This window comes from Mucilaginibacter flavidus, from assembly GCF_024055575.1.
Classification (GTDB): domain Bacteria; phylum Bacteroidota; class Bacteroidia; order Sphingobacteriales; family Sphingobacteriaceae; genus Mucilaginibacter; species Mucilaginibacter flavidus.
Genome location: NZ_JAMXOE010000003.1, coordinates 165,461 through 185,350 on the forward strand (window position 1 = coordinate 165,461; position 19,890 = coordinate 185,350).

The following is a 19,890-nucleotide window of genomic DNA, read 5'->3' on the forward strand; positions in this document are numbered from 1 at the left end:
AGCGGCTTATTGTTTAGCCTTTTTGGTGTAGATGTACACAACGCCCTTTTTAGCTTTATCGCCATACTGCTGCCTGGTGTGATCATCATTTTTGTAATTGATTTTTTCGATGTCGAAGGCTGACAGCTTCTTCAAATCATCGGCGGTGGCTTCCTTATCGTTTATAATTACAAGCTTTTCGTTCATGCGATTGATAACAGGGCCCATAATAGGTTTTCCGTCAACCAGTGCGATAACGCCGTTTCCTGAACCGCCTTCAGCCAACACGTAGGGCCTGGCCGAACTGGTAATATTGGCTGCATGTGCCTTTGATTTATAACCTTTAACCGTACTAACCTCGCTGTTGCCTTTTCCAACCGCTATCTGCGGTTCAACACTCGTTGCGTCATAACTGCCTTCCGAGTCCAAATTCAATACACCTGCTGTTTTATTGTCGGAGTTACCGATATTAACCGACTGCTTACCATCGCGCACAATGTGTGCACGGTTGTTGAGCAGTTTATTGATTTTAGCCAGTATTTTTTTTCCTTCGTCCGAGTCTTTAGTAGTAACAAAAAGTACACTGGCCCCGCTGGTAAAATTATCCAGCACCCTGGCAGCTTTTTCTGCCGAAACCCAGCTCACGTTCAAAATACCTTTCTGCTCAATTTTTTCAAATTCAGCCTTTGATATCTTTTTGCCGTTAAGTACATATATCGACGAATTGGTTGTCGACAGGTTTCCGAACGTTGTAATATTATAGACCTTTTTACTCGTGTCTGGCCCTGTAACGTTTGATGCATTTAATTTGACCGGGTTAATCATTAGCATCGCGATTGCTGACACCGTAAGCACCGCAAAGGTTGCGACGCCGCTCCTGTTTTCTTTAGTTTTCATTCTCATATTTTTTTATTTGATTTAAGAATATTATAAATTTACGATTGTTTCGTAAATCTACGAATTGTTCGTAATAAAGCAAATTTATTTACATTTTTTGAAAAAAAGGTTTGTTTACACACGGAAATGGCAGTGTTTATAATTAAAATTATATTAACTGTTGGAACATTGTTGCCAATGATTTAACTTAGGTGACTTAATCATGACAATTATGCTAATCAATAAAAAAATTGTTGCAACGCTGTGTTTATCTTCGGTGATAACCATTGTGGCGCTTACCTCCATGAAAAAACCGGATGAACCCGGATTTAAAAACATTAAAGTGCTCCCCAAACACATCACTCACGACCAGTTGGATAAAGTAATGCACGAGTGGACAGCGTCGTTAAATGTACATTGCGATTTCTGCCACGTGCGTAACGAAGCAGAAAAGAAAATGGATTTCGCGGCCGACTCAAAACCCGAAAAGAATATGGCCCGCAAAATGTTTAAGATGATGAACAAAATCAATGACAAATTTTTTGATGCCAAAAAAGATTCAGTAGGCTTTGTGATGACCAGCGGTGTAAATTGCTACACCTGTCACCGTGGTGAGTCGCACCCCGAGGTGAAATTACCTGAAAGAAAACGGCCGGGTGGCCCTGGCCCGGGTGGCCCTCCTCCAGGCAATCCACCTGCAAAACAGTAAAATATAAAAACGCTCTTTAGCAAAATGCTAAGGAGCGTTTTACATTATGTAATGATTAACAATATGGACAAAGTACTTATCAGGGATGCGGGGGAAGGCGACCTGCCGGTTATATTGGATATTTATAACGATGTAATAGTAAACACCACAGCCGTTTACAGCGAAAAACCACACAGCCTACAAATGCGAAAAGACTGGTACCTGGATAGAATAAATAATGGCTTTCCTGTATTTATTGCAGAGACAGACAGAAATATAGCAGGCTTTTGCAGTTTTGGCCATTTCCGTGTATGGCCTTGCTACCGCTACACTGCCGAACTATCGTTATATGTTGAAGGAAGTTATCGCGGAAAGGGGATCAGCAAAATAATGCTGCAGGCGTTGATTGACCGGGCGCAGCAGATGAATATACATGCTCTGCTGGCCGGTATAAGTGCCGATAATCAAATAAGTATAAACCTCCACAGTTCTTTCGGTTTTGCGGAGGTTGCACATTTTAAAGAAGTAGGATATAAGTTTGGCCGCTGGCTCGACCTGAAATTTCTTGAACTTATTTTGAACAATTCGCCAAAAGCTATTTGATGCTTCGTTTTATGTATTTATTGTATAAATACTCAGCATATCCAACGCTGACGTAGTCCGGGAATTTCCAGTTTGGGTAACGGGTTCTTTTTAGGTACTTAAGGTAGCTAAAAAATAAAACGCCGATACACAATACTGCCCCAAGGACCATCAGTGTTTTTACAAAAGCTAAAAAAATGTTCATAATAAATAATTTTCCTGGTGATGGAGGGTTTTACGGTAAATGCTATCCGAGGGTTACACTGAAAACAATTATTCTTCAATAATCTCTGATAAAATAGGTAGGGCAACAAAATAGTAGCACTCTGGTAAATTAAGGGTTTCTGCCAGTCGTTGATCAGCTATTATTGGGTCAATTATCTTCTTATAAACCTCGGGCGTTGCCGATGTTCAGCTAAACCAATAGACTGCAAAAGTACAATACACAGGCGCTTAAAATACCAACCTGTTTGTATTGTTAAGCTAACCATGCAACTTTTACCCAAATCCATTACATTTGTCACTATGCAAAAAATATTGGTTGCCAACCGGGGCGAAATAGCTTTAAGAGTAATGCGCTCCGCGCGCGAAATGGGTATCAAAACCGTAGCCGTTTACTCCGACGCCGACCGCAACGCCCTGCACGTGCGTTATGCTGATGAAGCCGTGCATATCGGCCCGGCTCCTTCAAGCCAATCGTACCTGGTTGGTGATAAAATAATTGATGCCTGCCGCAAAACAGGGGCGGAGGCAATCCATCCGGGCTATGGTTTTTTAAGTGAAAATGCTGCATTTGCCAGGCAAGTCAGGGAAGCGGGGCTGATTTTGATAGGTCCCTCGCCCGAGGCAATGGAAGTAATGGGCAACAAGCTGTCGGCAAAGGCAGCAGCGCTGAAATATAATATACCCATGGTGCCCGGCACCGAGGAAGCCATCACTGATGTGGCTGAAGCAAAACTCCGCGCGGTTGAAGTTGGCTTCCCTATATTAATAAAAGCAGCTGCCGGCGGCGGTGGCAAAGGCATGCGTATAGTTGAAAGCCCGGCCGACTTTGAAGAACAAATGCAGCTGGCGGTTTCCGAAGCTGTTTCGGCTTTTGGTGATGGCTCGGTATTTATTGAACGGTATGTATCATCTCCAAGACATATAGAGATTCAGGTTTTGGGCGACACCCATGGTAATATCTTGCACCTTTTTGAACGCGATTGCTCGGTGCAGCGCCGCCACCAAAAGGTGATTGAAGAAGCGCCGTCATCAGTTTTAACGCCTGATATACGTGAGCGCATGGGCAAATGCGCCGTTGATGTGGCCCGTTCTGTTAACTATACCGGCGCCGGCACGGTGGAGTTTATAATGGATGAACAGCTAAACTTTTATTTCCTGGAGATGAACACCCGCTTGCAAGTGGAGCACCCGGTAACGGAATTTATCAGCGGGATTGATTTGGTTAAAGAGCAAATCAGCATAGCAAGGGGCGAAGCCATCAGCTTTAAACAAGAAGACCTTAAAATTAACGGTCACGCCATTGAGCTGCGGGTGTATGCCGAAGATCCCGATAACAACTTCCTGCCGGATATTGGCACGCTGCAAACTTACGTTACCCCAAAAGGCCCCGGCGTACGGGTTGATGACGGCTTTGAACAAGGCATGGAAATTCCTATCTACTACGACCCGATGATCGCCAAGCTGGTGACTTATGGTAAGGACAGGACAGAGGCCATCGAACGCATGATACGTGCCATCGACGAATATCATATAACCGGCATTACCACCACATTAGGCTTTGGCAAATTTGTAATGCAGCACGAGGCATTTACCTCGGGTAATTTTGATACGCATTTTGTAAAAAAATATTTTACGCCGGGTTCATTGCAAACCGATAATGAGGACGAGGCATTGGTTGCCGCCATGATAATGGAAAAACTTTTGGGCACCCAACGTTTAAAGGTTGCTGAAGTTGCTGATGCCGAGGTTTCTAATTGGGTAAAGAATAGGCGCGAGGTTTAATAAGCAACAATTATGGTGACAGGTGACTGGTTTGTTGAAAAGGTAAAAAACTATTTTTCATTTTTAATAGACGAGTTCTGCTATGTTTTAACAGACGAAGAAATAGTCGGCAATTACTATTATACTTTGAGCTATAGTGACGGCATCAGAAGCGTTTCGGTTTCGTACGAAAATATTGAGGACTATTTTACGACAACCGTTTTCATTCTACAAAATGGGGCGCGTCCAAATTACGACGATAAAACCAAAACACTTCATCTAAACAAACTGAATGAAATAATACGACCTTCAATTAAAAATGAGGAGGTACTTTCGAATAATGGATATTTTAAGCAGTTTCAAGCAGAGAATGAATTTGACCGGAAGCTGTTAAAATCTGCGAAGGAGATTCGATTGTGTCTAAAACACTTTGGTGAGATAAATCTTTAAAAATACATGTTTATCAACTCTTCTATAAACCCCACCTGCGCACCATTTATCTTCAATTTTGCCTCTTCAACCTCAAACCACCCGGCCCGGTCAATTTCGGGAAATGACTGCTTTTTGCCCGATTTCGGTGGCCATTCCATCTCGAACAAATTACTGGTTATGGTCTCATGGTTAATATCGCCTTCAATGGCCCAGGCATAAACAGTTTTGCCGCTTTTTAATCTCACCGGTTTTAGTTCGATAAAATTCCCTTCGACAGCCTTCCCGGTTTCTTCTTCAAATTCGCGTTTAGCGGTCGCTAAGGCATCTTCATCATCCAAAAACTCACCTTTGGGGATCGACCATGTGCCAAGGTCTTTGTTTTTGAAAAACGGGCCGCCTGGGTGCACGAGGAAAAACTGCATTTTACCGGCTGTTTTGCGGTAGAGTAATATACCTGCGCTTTGAGTTGGCATTTTTATAATTTATTGGCAAGTTAACAAACACAAAAACTATTATGGTTAAATTCGCTTTAATAAAAACTATATTACCGATATGACTGACAACAAATGGGCCAGCTTTAAAGTGGCCGGCGATTACAGTACCGATGTGCGCAGCCTTTACGAGGCCTGGGCCACCACCGAAGGCATCGAAAAATGGTTTTTGCGCAAAGCCAATTTTTATACCATACCGCGCCGCACCCGCGAACCGCACGAATTTATCATGACCGAAGATACTTACGAGTGGTTCTGGCATGGCTGGCCCGATGATGCATCCGAAAAAGGCCAGATACTGGAAGCCAACGGTACCGACACGCTAAAGTTTACCTTTAGCGGCGGGAGTATCGTTACCGTTTACATTTACAGCCGAAATGGCGTCTCGATTGTGGAGCTTACCCAGGAGAACATTCCGGAGGAACCCGACCTTACCAAAAACCTTTATGTGCAATGTCAGCTGGGCTGGACATTTTATCTCGCCAATCTAAAATCGGTGATTGAAGGCGACGTTGATTTAAGGAATAAGAATGTTGATTTGAAAAGTAATTTTAAATAAACGCAGTACAGCCCCCAAGCCCCCTAAAGGGGGTGTTGAACAGCCAATTTATAAAACATTTTGCTGACACTTAAATAACGGCAGTTGTTTAACTTCGCAAATCAAAAGCTCCCCCTTTAGGGGGCTGGAGGGTATGTTTACAGGAATAATAGAAACTTTAGGAACAATAATCGATTTACGCCGCGAGCACGGTAATTTGCACATTACAGTTGAATCAACAATTGCTGCGGAATTAAAAATCGACCAGTCTGTGGCCCATAACGGCGTTTGCTTAACTGTGATTGCATTGGCCGATGGCAAGCACACTGTTACAGCTATTGAAGAAACCCTTAGCAAAACGAGCCTCGGCCATCTCAAAACCGGCGACTTGGTTAACCTGGAACGCTGCATGCAGATGAATGCCCGCCTTGATGGTCACATCGTTCAGGGCCATGTTGACCAAACTGCAACCTGTATAGCTTTTAACGAGTTGGATGGCAGCTGGGAATATACTTTCGAATACGATCCGGCTAATGGCAACATAACGGTTGAAAAAGGCTCCATCTGTGTAAATGGCATCAGCCTTACCGTGGTTAACTCGCAGGCCAATAGTTTTTCGGTAGCTATAATCCCTTACACTTTTGAGCATACCAATCTACAGCAGGTAAGGGTTGGTTCAGTAGTTAATCTTGAATTTGATATTATCGGCAAATATGTTGCGCGATTGATGCAGCGTTGATTTTTGATAGCTGATTTGGCTAAAGGCGTTTAGTGTATACTTGTATTCCGTCACTTAAAAGTGACGGCAATGAATTTATATATCAGCGATTTATTTTCATTGCCGTCCGGCTTTAGCCGACTGAATATACAAATTGTTAAATGGGCTTTAGCCAAATTCCACCGTGGTTAATATGCTTAGCACACGCACCTTGATCAATTCTGTAACTGCCCAATGCGGCTTTTTACAAAAGTTATATAAGTAGTTTGTTTTTCTGACGGTCGGGACGCCAGGTACTTTTTATAATACATTAAGGCATTCTTCTTATCCTTCAATTTATTATCGTACAAATTAGCCAGCAGGTAAAATAATATCGGGCTTTCGCTAAACTGCAAGGCCTTTTGATAGGCAAGGGCTGCTTTTTTATGCCAGTCGAGCTTTTGGTCGGCATCGGCAATTTCGCCATAGTAGGTAGCAATATTTGGCGATAATCCTTGTAAAATGGATTGTTTTAGAAAATAAATGCACTGCCTTTGGTCATTTAATCCCTTAAAGCATAATGCGGTATAATAATAGGTGTATTCAGTTTGCTCAATGCCGCGTATGCCTGCAAATGTTTCGGCCCCGCAGGCGTAATTTTTAAGGTTATAGTAGGATATACCGAGTTTGTTTAATATTTCACCGTTACTAACACCCATTTTAAGCAGCTTGTTACACTCGTCAACAGTTTCCGCCCATTTCTTTTCGGTATAAGTCAACTTCATCATACTCAGTAGAATTGCCACGTTTTCCGGGTCGCTTTCGGCAGCTTTGTTTAACACCCGCAGCGCGTCATCAAAACGTTTCAGCGATGTATAATAATTGCCCAGCTCGCTGGCCACATCAGTATCAAACGGGTTAAGCCTGTTAGCTTTATCATAATATAAAACTGCGTTAACCGTATCATGGTTGCCCTGGGCAATTGCACCGAGATGACTGTAAACCGCAACGTTGGTGGTATCTTTAGCAATAATCATTTTATAATATTGCTCAGCCTTCGCCATATTCCCGCGTCGCACATTTATCCCTGCCATGTTAAACAGCATATTTTGGTTGGTTGTATCAAGGTTATAAGCACGCTGGTAGTAACCCTCGGCTTCGGGTAATTTGTTAGCCATTTGCGATGCATAAGCCAGGCGCGATAGTACCTTCAAATCGGTAACAGGCTCTGGGAAATTCTTTTTCAGATAATCCGCAGCTTCCAGGTAACGTTGCCCCTGGTAATATTCCATCAGCAGACCGTCGTCAACCTTGGTGGTTTGCTGCGCAAAAGCTGTAAATAGTGTAAGTGATAGCAGGAGGGAGATAAATACGCCTTTCATGTAACTAAATTATTAGTTATAAATGATAAAAGCAAGTTTTCAAACAATTTAATATAAACAGGGTTGTAATATTACATACAAAAAACACATCACTATGGATAAGTTAAAGAAATTTGGGCTAATGGAAAAGATTGTCCATGAACTGGAAGATTTAAAAAATAGCCAGCAGGCTATCATACAAAAACTGGCAAAAATAGAAGTAGATAACATGGAGCTGGGCGACAAGCGCCTTGAAAAAGACCTGCCCGATATGCACCAGCGCGTAGCCGACAACCTGGATACCATTGCAGCCATCCTTGAAGATTTTGCCGCTCAAACTGATAAGTTTAGCGACAGAAATAACATTGCAGCCCTGAAAGAACAGGACGCTATAGATAAGCTGTAAAAAGCAATTGCTGATAAGGTAAAAGGCGAAGGATAGATTATCGTTCGCCTTTTATTATTTATAGGAAGAGATTCGTCAACTTTTTAAAAGTTGACAAATCTAACTTCTATTTCCCTATTGATACTGTATGTAAATAGGCGCCGGTTTCAATTGCAGCACCTCTTTCATAGTCAGCAACCGGTGCGGCGGCTTTTGAATGTCGTTTTTATAAAACAATTTAAAGCCGGTAAACTGTACAGGTTCGCCTTCAATAAAATAATGGTAAGTGCCTTTCTTTAAATCAGGACCGCCCCAGCCGTCCATATCCATAACAAACTGTACTTCTGGGCGCAGCTTTACGTTTTGATAGTTGGTTACCATTTTTTTGGTAAAACGGTGTACAATAAAAATTTTGGGCGGCAGGTTATTCTTTTTCACCAGCCCTGCCAGGTAGCCCGTAACATAATTTATATCCTCCGCATCGAAAGTGCCGATACGTTTGCCGGGGATGCTGCCTTCCTTCATCGAAAACTCAGGGTCGATGCCCAAGTGTACGTTGGGCATGCTCAGGTATTTCTCCAGCAGGGGCACTTCCTTTTGTACGGTGCTAAAACCTACCTGTAAATCCAAAAACACGATGGCGTTTATACTTGCCGCCATGTGCAGCACACTGTCAATGTGTTTAAAGGGCATGCGCAGGTTATGGAGCCCGTTGCGGCCGGCATCAGCCTGGGCGGTTACGCATATGTAATGCAGGGCAGGGATTACAGGTGTTGCAGTGTCGGCCTTCTCCCAGTTTTTTACTTCGGCCTTTAATTTAGCCAACATAATCTTTGGCGGATATTGCCCCAGCACCCCCATATTTTTGGAGTACATATTGCCATAATAAGCTACAATGCGGTTAAAAGGCAAAATAGCACCGGGCAGGGGATAGGCCTTGGTTTTCACTGGCCACCGCTTATGGCCATTGGCCAGTTTATGCATTAATGAATCGTAAAGGGCTGTGTCCAACGGTTTCAGTGAGGTATCCCTGAAACGATTGATTTTTTCAGTTGATGCTTGCGCAGCGACGAAAAAACAAACTGAAATTATTAAAAGGAAGATGGATTTGATGTTTTTCAAAATAGGTAGATTTATTGGTGATGTTTGTTGAGACGCAATACTTTGCGTCTCTGAATCATTCTTTGATATGTGTTTGGGACCTGCATGGCGGGAGACACAAGTATTGTGTCTCCTACGGTAGTCAAACCCTTATTCAATGCTTTTCCCCTTCATTGCAGTATTTATCGCGTGATCCATCAGCCTTTCAGCAAACGGTCGGGTAAATTCATTCAACTCATCAATGGCTTTGTGGATAGCGTCCTTATCGCCCGCGGATAAGGCACTTTGCAATGACTGGATATACTCATTAGTCTTGGTGGCTTCGTCTTTTTCAACAAAACCGGCATTTTTTTGTAAAAAGGTCTCAACAGTCCTGATCATCGATTCACCTTCAACCCGCGCCTCAATCAGCATACGCTGGCTCACATCATCCTTAGCGTGGGTAATACTGTCCAACAGCATTTGTTCCACCTGGTTGTCGGTGATGCCGTAGGTGGGCTTTACTTCCACCTCTTGCTTAACTCCCGAGCGCAGTTCGATGGCCTGTATCTTTAATATCCCATCTGCATTCAGCAAAAAGTTAATATCCACTTTGGGGAACCCTGCGGGCATAGAAGGGATGCCTTTCAAATCAAATTCGGCAAGTTTGCGGTTTTCTTTTATCAAATCGCGTTCACCCTGGTAAACGGCAATCTTCATATTCACCTGCCCGTCTATCGAGGTGGTGTACTGCCTGCCTGCCTTGGTAGGCACTTTGGAGTTGCGGGGGATAATTACATCCATTAATCCACCCATGGTTTCGATACCCAGCGAAAGCGGCGTAACATCAAGCAACAAAATATCGCTGCGATTACCGGCCAGCACGTCGGCTTGTATGGCGGCGCCCAGGGCAACCACTTCATCCGGGTTCACCTCATCGTGCACCGGCCGGCCAAAAAACTCAGCCACCATCTTTTTAACCAGTGCAGTCCGGGTGGAGCCGCCGACCATGATCACCTCGTCAATCTGGGTTTTATCAACTTTGGCATCCTTTAATGCATTCTGACAGCAGGTTATGGTTTGTTGTACTTTGGGCAATATCAGTTGTTCAAATGTGGTGCGGTCGATGGTGCACCATATATCGCCAATTTTGTCGTTCACCAAACTTTGGTGGGCAAACGCCTTTTTAGCTTCTTCCGCTTTTAGGCGAAGTTGCTGTGCAAGCTTATTGTCGGCTATCACTTCAGCCTTGTCCAGTTGGTTCTTCTCAATCCAATAATCGACTATGGCGCTGTCGAAATCGTCGCCACCTAAAAAAGTGTCGCCATTGGTGGCCAGCACTTCGAAAATGCCGTTTTGTATTTGCAGTATAGATACGTCAAAGGTGCCGCCGCCAAGGTCGTACACGGCAACTGTACGGGTTTCCTCGGGATTAAGGCCGATGCCGTAAGCCAGGCTTGCGGCGGTAGGCTCGTTTACAATACGTAAAACATCAAGCCCGGCAAGTTTCCCTGCATCGCGGGTAGCCTGGCGCTGCGAATCGTTAAAATAAGCAGGCACAGTAATAACAGCACGGTTAACCGGTGTTTTTAAAGCGTGCTCAGCGCGTGCCTTAAGTTCTTTCAATATCAGGCCCGATAGCTCAATCGGCGTATAAAATTTATCGCCAACCTTTATTTTTACCAGGCTTTCCGAATCATCGTCGATAACCTTGTAGCTGAAAAAGTCTTTATAATTTTCAATATCATGATAAGACCGGCCCAACAAACGTTTTACTGAGAACACGGTATTTTGCGGGTCGGTTATTAAATATTCCTTAGCTTCGTTACCTACTGAAATTTCTCCGGCTGGCCCAAAATGCACTACCGAAGGTACTAAAACACCCTTTCCGGTATCATTTATTACCTGTGGATTTTTATCCGGGTTAATGAACGCCACCAGCGAATTTGTGGTGCCTAAATCAATCCCCACAATCAATTCTTCTTTTTGTATAGAACCCGTTGCCAGGTTGATAGAAACTTTAGCCATTGCCTTTTATTAACAAAGCGCAAATGTAGTATGTTTTAGCTGATGGTGTGTCATTTGAATTTCGGATTTCGGATGGGTAGATTCGGAATTGTCTTGAATGCGGAAGTCGGAATGCCGATTGCGGAAGTGTAAATTCTTATTTAAACATTCCACAAAATGTGCTTACTTTCACACCTAATGAAATTTTGCCGCAAATTACCCCTCTTACTGCTACTAACAACTGCCACTGCCACTATCACAAAGGCCCAAACCTTCGGTGGTAACCCGCCATCTATCAAATGGAGCCAGGTAAATACGCCGGCAGCAAAGGTGATCTTCCCATCCGGGCTCGATTCCGTTGCGCGCCAGGTGGCCAGCATTGTGCAGCAAATGAACGGGTACATATTGCCCACCATCGGTAGCAAGCAAAGGCAGGTAAGCATTGTGCTGCAAAACCAAACCACGGTATCAAATGCTTATGTCGGTTTGGCGCCTTTCCGCAGTGAATTTTATTTAACGCCCGAGCAAAATAGCTTTGATGTAGGCAGCCTGCCCTGGCACCAACAGCTGGCCATACACGAGTTTAGGCACGTGCAACAGTATAATAACTTTAATGTGGGCCTGTCGCACGTTTTAAAAGTGCTTTTTGGCGAGGGTGGGCAGGCGCTGGGTAATGATTTGGCCATACCCAACTGGTTTTTTGAGGGCGATGCTGTTTATAACGAAACCCATGTAAGCGAACAGGGCAGGGGGCGATTACCTTATTTCTTCAATGGATTTAGGGCTTTATGGGCTGCGGGTAAGGATCATAGTTATATGAAAATTCGCAATGGCTCGTACCTTGATTATACTCCCGACTGGTATCCATTAGGCTATATGCTGGTGTCTTATGGACGGGATAAATATGGCGATGACTTCTGGAAAAAGGTAACGCTTGATGCAGCAGCTTATAAAGGTGGCTTTTACCCGTTGCAGAGGGCGATAAAAAAATATTCGGGGAAAAGTTTTGAGGACTTTAGGAATGATGCTATGGCTCATTTCAAGAAACAGTTTGCGGCAGATGCAACCACAAAAACCAAAGAAGAAACCAGGCATTTTGAGGCAAATCGCGAATTCCCGGCTTATGTAAACGATAGCACAATGGTTTACATTAAAAGCACCTATAATAATTTACCGGCCTTTGTTTTAAAAAGCGGGAACGTAGAAAAAAAGATAAGTACCAGGGATGTTACCCAGGATAACTACTTTGATTACCATGATGGCAAGATAATTTACACTACTTATCGCCCCGATGCCCGCTGGGGTTATCGTAACTACAGCGAACTAACCTTGCTGGATATAAATACCGGCCAGGAGCAAACTATAACCAGCAAAACAAAATATTTTTCACCGGCGTTTAGTAATGATGGCAAAACCATCGTAACTGTTGAAGAGGCCACCTCAGGCAAAAGCGATATCCGCCTTATAAATACTGCCGATGGAAAATTGCTGTCGGTGCTCCCCAATAAAAACAACCTCTATTTTACATTTCCAAAATTTTATGGCGATGATAAATTAATCTCGGCGGTTAGAGATGTAAAGGGCAGGATGTCGTTGGCGTTAATGGATATCAAGACCGGAGATGCTAAATGCCTGCTACCGTTCAGTTATCAACCCATAGTTTACCCGGTTGTAAAAAACGATACCGTTTACTTTTCGGCTACATCAGGCATCAATGACAAATTGTTCGCTTTGAGTATCAAAACGGGTAAGCTGTTTGAACTGGCGAATGCAAATCAAAATGCCTCGATAGGCAATTACCAGGCTGCTATCAGCAACACTAAAATTGCCTGGGTTAGCTTTTCTGCAACCGGTTACAAGGTGAATCAAGATGATAAAAAAGTATTACAATGGACGGAAGTTAAAAATCTGCCGGGTGGTTTGCCCGACCTCGGCATTGCTGCCTTAAAACGAGATTCATCCGCCAATATTCTTGCCGGGATTAAAACCGAACAGTTGGCTGTAACCAAATACCCTGCCCTTTACCATCCATTCAATTTCCACAGCATCATTCCCAACTTCAGTGACCCTAATTACGAAATATCCATCGCCGGCGAAAACGTTTTAAACACCCTGCAAACCAATATTTCGTTTGATTATAATCGCGATGAGGGCTACAAGCAATTTGGCTTTGATGCCGTTTATGGGGCCTTGTTTCCCTACATTTCAGCAGGCGCCAATTACACTGCCGATCGCCGGGGCTATAGTAAAGGCCGAAATATTTACTGGAACGAAACCCAGTTTAACGCAGGTTTGCAGGTGCCTTTAGATTTGTCGGCAGGCAAAAACTTAACGGGCCTTCAATTTGGCAGCGGGCTGGTTTATTCGCAAACTAATTTTCAGCAAGCCTACAAAGCCCAATTCGCCGACAGGAGCTATCTGTATAGCAGCAACTTTATATCGTTCAGCAACAGCACGCAGCAGGCCCGTAAAAACATCAGTCCCCCATTTGCGCAAAATATATTTTTATCCTACAAAACGGCGGTGTCGGGGTTAACAGCCAACCAGTTCTTGGCATTGGGCAGCTTCTTTTTCCCGGGATTGGTTGCTAACCATAGTTTTGTGATCAGCGCCGCACATCAGCAAAAAAATAAAAACAGCGTAATCAGCTTTTCAAACGATTTTCCCTTTTCGCGCGGATACCAGGCCGAAAACCTGTATGATATGAACAAACTGGGTGCAAACTACCGTTTTCCTATTGCCTATCCCGATGCTGGCGTGGCCAACACCATTTACCTGATGCGCATACGTGGCAACGCTTTTTACGATTATACCCGCGCCACCGACTTTTTTACCAGCGGCGCACAATTTAAAGGCACCTTCCGCTCAACCGGCGCCGAGATTTTTTTCGATACCCGCTGGTTTAACCAGGCATCCATCAGCTTTGGCGTCAGGTACAGTCGTTTGATTGATGAAGATATCTTTGGAGGCAATGGGCGCAACAGGTTTGAATTGATAGTGCCTGTAACGATTTTTTAATTGTACCGATAGATTTACGAGGTTTTTAAACGGCGAAGCCCACAACGAGGCAAAAAAATTACAACATCGAGTTAAACTTCGTAAATCTGACAAGGCTACGTATATTTGAAGTAATGAAACGCATCATCCCTTTTGTATTAATTTCTGCCTGCTTTTTCGGTTGTTCGCACCCAAATTATAAGCTAAATGCTATTGAATATTTAAAAAAGAATGTACCCAACCCCAAATCTGTCGATACGGTTAAATTTTTAAAACCAGATAGCATTTATAGCACTTTCCATGATAACCCCGAGTACCGCACGTTAATGGTTGCGCTTAATAACTTCTACATCAATGCCGATTCGGCTAAAATTAGAGAAACCAGGGAGTTAATTAAGCAAAAGGAAAAGTTGTACAAAAACAAGCTCACCGGCTGGGACGTGCGCCTTATCTATAGAGCAAAGGATAAAAAAGGCGTTATGAAAACCGATACCTGCCGGTTTTTATTTGAATCGACGTTAACGGGTGTGCGGGACGTAAATGGGGTTGATATAAAATAGCCCATTTGCTATTTTGATGGAGCCAGGGATTATTTTTTTAGTTGACGTTCGACAAGTATTAGGCAGCCGGCACAAATAACCAGGTCTGATTTCCTGCTCTCAATATGCTTTATAATTTCATCTATTTTCCTAGGAACTTTTTTTCCGCTTTTTTCTATCAACTTAAATCCTGCCAAACCATACTCCTGCTCTTCGCAGCAAAAGCTTTGAAGCATATGCAAGAACTTTTTTTGGCTATTATCTTTGGCTTGTGTCTGCAATTTCTTCCATCGGTGTGTCATTGGCGAACCGTCACCACAGCGACTGGCATATTCCTCGGCGATATTTAACTCTGCGTGTAAGTCGGCAAGAGATTTATTTGAACCGTAAAATGCGTTCCTTAAGGACAAGTATCGTAACGAATTGAGCGTGTCTACCTTAGCAAATTTTCTTTTTGAATAGAAGTTATTGTATAAATCATCATCAAACCTAACGGATGTTGAATAAATCGAGTCGTTTTTTGTCAAAAGGTCAACCTGGTAACGCCAACTGTTTAGAGTAACACTAATCCGTTCATGCCGATATCCAAAATCCACGTCCCTATCAAAATAAATATCCACATTGCTATCATGTGGCTGGCGGGTTTTCTTTAAACTATCGAGTTTTTGGAAGAATTGAGAAGCGCGTGTTTCTTTCTTTGCAATATCCTCAATTTTATGGTATTGGAATATTTCCGGCTGTGCAAATGCACCGAAAGCCATAAATTGAAGAAATAATACCCAAGGCCATCGCATAAATAAATGTAAACAAATTCCAACTAATCTCTAATCAACCAACCTCTAATCTCTAACTTCCGGTAACACAACCCTAAAGGTTGAACCTTTACCTACCTCGCTTTCAACTTCAATTTTGCCGTTGTGCTTTTCAATTATCTGCTTCACAATGCTCAGGCCAAGCCCGGTGGATTGCTCGCCTTTTAAACCGGTACGGCCGGCTTTTGAAAATGGGGTGAATATAATGGTCAGCATATCTTTAGGTATCCCAAGTCCGCGATCTTTTATTTCGATGATGATATTTTGATTGCGCTTACTAATAAATACCTCGATCTTGCTTTTTTCTTTCGAAAACTTTAGCGCGTTGCCAATCAGGTTGTCGAGCACACGGGTAAATTTTTCGTGATTGATTTGGGCATAAGCCGGGTTTATAGAGGTTATGAGTTCAATGGTATTTTTTGCCTCATTTTGCAGTTTCCAAACATCAATATTTTGCTGCACAAGGGCATTAAGTTCGGTTTTAATAGTAACAAACTCACCTGAGTTATCATTCCTTGCCGATTCCAGCAGGTCGTCGATAATTGTACGCGCCCTTATGCACGAGGCCTTCATCAGGTTCAGGGTGTCCTGGGTGTCGGCATTGATCTCTTCCATCTCCATCATCATGGCCAGTGTTTCAACCGCAGCGATGGGATTACGTAAATCGTGTGCTACTGTGCCAAGCAATTGGCTTTTAAAATCGCTTGCCTTTGCAATCTCCAGGTTCTTTTCGCGTATTTCATTTACCTGCATCCAGTAGTTGGCCTTGTACGAGAAAAAGTACCGCGATATCCAGTAAAACCCGCCAAGCAAAATAATTGACACCATTTGGTTGTAGATCATCTCGGTAGGGTCGGTATGGGCGTGTATCAACAGAGACGTGAACATCAGCTCGACAGCGATGATAAGTATGATGGTCTCGTAATATTCAAAAACGCATAGTACGCCTATAACTGTTAACGATATTAAGTAAAGCACCAGGGCATTGCGCGGGTTTGAGGTAGCAATAAAGCTGCTGAACATACCGCAAAGAATAATATACAGCGCGAATGTGAAAACAAACAGCGACATTATGGCAGTAGCTTTTTTGTTTTTGTTGATTTCATCTATCAAAAAATTGCTGATGATATAGAAAAAAAGTGCCGAGCCCATAAATACCCAGTTGGTGATATCAAATTCCGGAAAGTTCTCGGCTTTGGTAAGGCTGAGCGGGAAAATAAGGTACAGCGCCCTGATGACCACGTTTAGTACTAAAAAAATAATGGCCCCTACACGCACCGAAGACAGGTTTTCGCGGGTGTAGTAGTCGCGGTAGGCGTTTTTATGCTTACCAGTAAGGTCCTTAAATAAGTACTTATCCAAACGTTTTGATTATTAGGGTGAACCAAAAATAAAGCTTTTTTAAATAATAAACCTTTTTGATGAGCAGAATTTAGAGATGACAAACCAGCGGTCCATTTTAATTTTAGCCGACAATTTAACAGGTTAGCGTGTATGGCAGGGGAATTGAGGGTATTGAGTAGTTAAGTTGATTAAGTTTAATAGTTTATTAAGTTAAACATCCGGAGACTCAATTCTGCTTAACACATCAAACAAAAACATTACCATGAATTTTAACAATTTTACCATAAAAGCGCAGGAAGCCGTTCAAAAGGCTTCGGAAATTGCAGTAGGCAACCAGCAGCAAGCCATTGAGACTGCGCACCTGCTTAAAGGGTTGTTGCTGGTCGATGAGAACGTAGTATCGTACCTTTTAAAAAAATTAAACGTAAATATTAACCGCCTGAACGAAACGCTGGACACACAAATTGCCTCGTTTCCGAAAGTTAGCGGCAGCAACGCTTATTTGTCATCAGGCTCAAATTCGGCTTTGCAAAAAGCGACCGCTTATTTAAAAGAGTTTAAAGACGAGTTTGTATCGGTTGAACATATCTTGTTGGGTATTTTATCTGTAAATGATAAAACCAGCACCGCTTTAAAAGACTATGGTGTAAACGAAAAAGACCTGAAAAAGGCAATTGTGGCACTGCGCGGTGATAATAAGGTTACCGACCAGAACGCCGAAGCAACTTACAACGCGCTAAACAAATATGCCCGTAACCTGAATGAGTACGCCGAATCAGGAAAGCTCGACCCGGTAATTGGTCGCGATGAGGAAATTCGCCGCGTTATACAAATACTTTCACGCCGTACAAAAAACAACCCGATTTTGGTTGGTGAACCGGGCGTTGGTAAGACAGCCATCGCCGAAGGTATTGCCTTCCGTATAATCAAAGGTGATGTACCCGAGAGCCTGAAAACAAAAACAGTTTACTCGCTGGATATGGGTGCGTTGATTGCAGGCGCCAAGTACAAAGGTGAGTTTGAGGAACGCTTAAAAGCCGTTATAAAAGAAGTTACCCAGGCCGATGGCGAAATCATCATGTTTATCGACGAGATACACACGCTGGTTGGCGCCGGTGGTGGCGAAGGTGCAATGGATGCAGCCAATATATTAAAGCCAGCTTTGGCCCGTGGCGAACTGAGGGCAATTGGCGCAACCACCTTAAACGAGTACCAGAAGTTTTTTGAAAAAGATAAAGCCCTGGAGCGCCGTTTCCAGATGGTGCTTGTTGATGAACCTGATACTGCCGATGCGATCTCTATTTTGCGCGGACTAAAAGAACGCTATGAAACACACCATAAGGTACGGATTAAAGACGAGGCTATTATAGCTGCAGTTGAAATGTCGCAACGCTATATTTCCGACAGGTTTTTGCCTGATAAGGCTATCGACTTAATGGATGAGGCCGCTTCAAAACTTCGGCTTGAAATGGATTCGGTACCCGAAGTGGTGGACGAACTGGAACGCCGGATAATGCAACTTGAAATTGAACGCGAAGCCATTAAACGCGAGCGCGACGATAAAAAAGTAAAGGAACTGAGCGAAGAAATAGCCAATCTATCGGCCGAACGTGATTCGTTACGCGCCAAGTGGCAGGGCGAAAAGGATTTGGTTGACGGTATTAACCTAAAGGTTGAGCAGATTGAAAACTACAAGCTTGAAGCCGAACAGGCCGAACGCGCCGGTGATTACGGCAAAGTAGCCGAATTGCGCTATGGCACCATAGTAAAAGCCCAGCAGGAAGTTGAAGACCTGAAAAAAGCACTGCTTGAAAACCAGAGCGACAGCCGCATGTTGAAAGAGGAAGTTACTGCAGATGATATTGCCGGCGTTGTTTCCCGCTGGACAGGCATCCCTGTTTCTAAAATGATACAGAGCGAGCGCGACAAGCTGTTGAGCCTGGAAGATGAACTGCACAAACGCGTTGCCGGCCAGGAAGAAGCCATTGAGGCCATTAGTGATGCTATACGCCGTAGTCGTGCTGGTTTGCAGGATAAGCGGAAGCCAATAGGCTCGTTTATATTCCTGGGGACGACTGGTGTTGGTAAAACCGAGCTTGCGAAGGCCCTTGCCGAATATTTATTCAATGATGAAGGCGCGTTGGTGCGTATCGATATGAGCGAATACCAGGAACGCCATGCCGTATCGAGGTTAATAGGTGCGCCTCCGGGCTACGTTGGTTACGATGAAGGCGGGCAGTTAACCGAGGCCGTACGTCGTAAACCATACAGTGTGATATTGCTGGATGAGATTGAAAAGGCACACCCAGACGTGTTTAACATATTGTTGCAGGTGCTTGATGATGGCCGCTTGACCGATAACAAAGGCCGCGTGGTGAACTTTAAAAACACTATCATCATCATGACATCGAATATCGGCTCAAACCTGATCCAGGAAAACTTCCAGGATTTTGACGAGAATGAAAAAGACGAGGTAATTGCTAAAACCAAGAACCAGTTGTTTGATTTGCTGCGGAAAACCATCCGTCCGGAGTTCTTAAACCGGATCGACGAGATCATCATGTTTACACCGCTTAGTCGCAATGAAATAACTGATATTGTTAAGATGCAGTTTAAACAGTTGCAGCAAACCCTTGCCGAAATGGGCATTACCCTGGATGCATCGGAAGAGGCTTTGGACTGGCTTGCACAGCTTGGCTACGACCCTCAGTTTGGCGCCAGGCCGTTGAAACGGGTTATCCAAAAGAAAATCCTGAACGAGCTTTCTAAACAAATACTCGCAGGTAAGGTGGATAAAGACAGCAAGATAAGGCTGGATATGTTTGACAACAACTTTGTTTTCCTGAACGAGGATTTGTTGGAGTCGAATAAAGTTGATTAAGTTAGATTAAGTTAAATAGGTTGATTAAGTTGAATCAATTGCAGTTAATAAAATAATTAACTCCATCATATAGATAAGGGCTTCTGCCAATGGCAGGGGCCTTTGTCGTTTCATGCGTTTTTTTGTAGAGATGTAATACTTTCCGCCTCCCGCTTATAGACAGTCGAAAACGCTTTGAAATGTTTTTCAGAAATGCAAAATATTGCATCCGTAAG

18 protein-coding genes are annotated in these 19,890 nt (G+C 43.4%); 10 read left to right on the forward strand and 8 right to left on the reverse strand.

Annotated features, from left to right (window positions below):
- Nucleotides 1-6: 6 nt before the first annotated feature.
- Complete coding sequence (locus tag NAF19_RS08655) at nucleotides 7-876, reverse strand: hypothetical protein (protein WP_252789561.1); 870 nt, start codon at nucleotides 874-876, stop codon at nucleotides 7-9.
- A 211-nt stretch (nucleotides 877-1,087) separates the two neighbouring features.
- On the opposite strand from NAF19_RS08655, the gene NAF19_RS08660 reads away from it, so the two are divergent.
- Together NAF19_RS08660 and NAF19_RS08665 are read left to right on the forward strand one after the other, a co-directional pair.
- Complete coding sequence (locus tag NAF19_RS08660) at nucleotides 1,088-1,564, forward strand: c-type cytochrome (protein ID WP_252789562.1); 477 nt, start codon at nucleotides 1,088-1,090, stop codon at nucleotides 1,562-1,564.
- A 63-nt stretch (nucleotides 1,565-1,627) separates the two neighbouring features.
- A complete protein-coding gene (locus NAF19_RS08665) occupies nucleotides 1,628-2,146 on the forward strand; it encodes a GNAT family N-acetyltransferase (RefSeq protein ID WP_252789564.1) in 519 nt (172 codons plus the stop codon).
- Here the strand turns inward: NAF19_RS08665 and NAF19_RS08670 are convergent.
- Nucleotides 2,139-2,330 (reverse strand): hypothetical protein, encoded by a 192-nt coding sequence (locus NAF19_RS08670; RefSeq protein WP_252789566.1) that lies wholly within the window; start codon nucleotides 2,328-2,330, stop codon nucleotides 2,139-2,141. The genes NAF19_RS08665 and NAF19_RS08670 overlap by 8 nt on opposite strands.
- Before the next feature lie 320 nt (nucleotides 2,331-2,650).
- Between NAF19_RS08670 and accC the strand changes: the two genes are divergently transcribed.
- Together accC and NAF19_RS08680 are read left to right on the forward strand one after the other, a co-directional pair.
- On the forward strand, nucleotides 2,651-4,132 hold the full coding sequence (gene accC, locus NAF19_RS08675; RefSeq protein WP_252789567.1) for an acetyl-CoA carboxylase biotin carboxylase subunit: 1,482 nt from the start codon (nucleotides 2,651-2,653) through the stop codon (nucleotides 4,130-4,132).
- A gap of 12 nt (nucleotides 4,133-4,144) precedes the next feature.
- The gene (locus tag NAF19_RS08680) at nucleotides 4,145-4,561 is read left to right on the forward strand and encodes a hypothetical protein (protein ID WP_252789569.1); all 417 of its coding nucleotides are present in this window, start codon (nucleotides 4,145-4,147) and stop codon (nucleotides 4,559-4,561) included.
- On the opposite strand, the gene NAF19_RS08685 is transcribed toward NAF19_RS08680, so the two are convergent.
- The gene (locus NAF19_RS08685) at nucleotides 4,558-5,016 is read right to left on the reverse strand and encodes an NUDIX hydrolase (protein WP_252789571.1); all 459 of its coding nucleotides are present in this window, start codon (nucleotides 5,014-5,016) and stop codon (nucleotides 4,558-4,560) included. The genes NAF19_RS08680 and NAF19_RS08685 overlap by 4 nt on opposite strands.
- Before the next feature lie 79 nt (nucleotides 5,017-5,095).
- On the opposite strand from NAF19_RS08685, the gene NAF19_RS08690 reads away from it, so the two are divergent.
- Together NAF19_RS08690 and NAF19_RS08695 are read left to right on the forward strand one after the other, a co-directional pair.
- The gene (locus NAF19_RS08690) at nucleotides 5,096-5,593 is read left to right on the forward strand and encodes an SRPBCC family protein (protein WP_252789573.1); all 498 of its coding nucleotides are present in this window, start codon (nucleotides 5,096-5,098) and stop codon (nucleotides 5,591-5,593) included.
- A 133-nt stretch (nucleotides 5,594-5,726) separates the two neighbouring features.
- On the forward strand, nucleotides 5,727-6,311 hold the full coding sequence (locus NAF19_RS08695; protein WP_252789574.1) for a riboflavin synthase: 585 nt from the start codon (nucleotides 5,727-5,729) through the stop codon (nucleotides 6,309-6,311).
- A gap of 194 nt (nucleotides 6,312-6,505) precedes the next feature.
- On the opposite strand, the gene NAF19_RS08700 is transcribed toward NAF19_RS08695, so the two are convergent.
- Nucleotides 6,506-7,651, reverse strand: a complete 1,146-nt coding sequence (locus tag NAF19_RS08700) for a tetratricopeptide repeat protein (RefSeq protein WP_252789575.1) — start codon at nucleotides 7,649-7,651, stop codon at nucleotides 6,506-6,508.
- A gap of 94 nt (nucleotides 7,652-7,745) precedes the next feature.
- Between NAF19_RS08700 and NAF19_RS08705 the strand changes: the two genes are divergently transcribed.
- Nucleotides 7,746-8,036 (forward strand): hypothetical protein, encoded by a 291-nt coding sequence (locus NAF19_RS08705; protein WP_252789576.1) that lies wholly within the window; start codon nucleotides 7,746-7,748, stop codon nucleotides 8,034-8,036.
- A 114-nt stretch (nucleotides 8,037-8,150) separates the two neighbouring features.
- Here the strand turns inward: NAF19_RS08705 and NAF19_RS08710 are convergent, their stop codons facing one another.
- Together NAF19_RS08710 and hscA are read right to left on the reverse strand one after the other, a co-directional pair.
- Nucleotides 8,151-9,137, reverse strand: a complete 987-nt coding sequence (locus NAF19_RS08710; RefSeq protein ID WP_252789577.1) for a hypothetical protein — start codon at nucleotides 9,135-9,137, stop codon at nucleotides 8,151-8,153.
- Nucleotides 9,138-9,266: 129 nt separating this feature from the next.
- The gene (hscA, locus tag NAF19_RS08715) at nucleotides 9,267-11,123 is read right to left on the reverse strand and encodes a Fe-S protein assembly chaperone HscA (protein WP_252789579.1); all 1,857 of its coding nucleotides are present in this window, start codon (nucleotides 11,121-11,123) and stop codon (nucleotides 9,267-9,269) included.
- A 177-nt stretch (nucleotides 11,124-11,300) separates the two neighbouring features.
- Here hscA and NAF19_RS08720 point away from each other — a divergent pair, with 177 nt between their 5' ends.
- Entirely contained in the window at nucleotides 11,301-14,120 is a 2,820-nt protein-coding gene (locus tag NAF19_RS08720) for a TolB family protein (protein WP_252789580.1), read from the forward strand.
- 113 nt (nucleotides 14,121-14,233) lie between these two features.
- The gene (locus tag NAF19_RS08725; protein WP_252789582.1) at nucleotides 14,234-14,659 is read left to right on the forward strand and encodes a hypothetical protein; all 426 of its coding nucleotides are present in this window, start codon (nucleotides 14,234-14,236) and stop codon (nucleotides 14,657-14,659) included.
- 29 nt (nucleotides 14,660-14,688) lie between these two features.
- On the opposite strand, the gene NAF19_RS08730 is transcribed toward NAF19_RS08725, so the two are convergent.
- A complete protein-coding gene (locus NAF19_RS08730; protein ID WP_252789583.1) occupies nucleotides 14,689-15,399 on the reverse strand; it encodes a hypothetical protein in 711 nt (236 codons plus the stop codon).
- 78 nt (nucleotides 15,400-15,477) lie between these two features.
- Entirely contained in the window at nucleotides 15,478-16,812 is a 1,335-nt protein-coding gene (locus NAF19_RS08735) for a sensor histidine kinase (RefSeq protein WP_252789585.1), read from the reverse strand.
- Between the two features lie 244 nt (nucleotides 16,813-17,056).
- Between NAF19_RS08735 and clpB the strand changes: the two genes are divergently transcribed.
- Nucleotides 17,057-19,675 carry an ATP-dependent chaperone ClpB gene (gene clpB / locus NAF19_RS08740; RefSeq protein ID WP_252789587.1) on the forward strand — a complete coding sequence of 873 codons (2,619 nt, stop codon included), beginning with the start codon at nucleotides 17,057-17,059 and terminating at the stop codon, nucleotides 19,673-19,675.
- Nucleotides 19,676-19,890 lie beyond the last annotated feature (215 nt).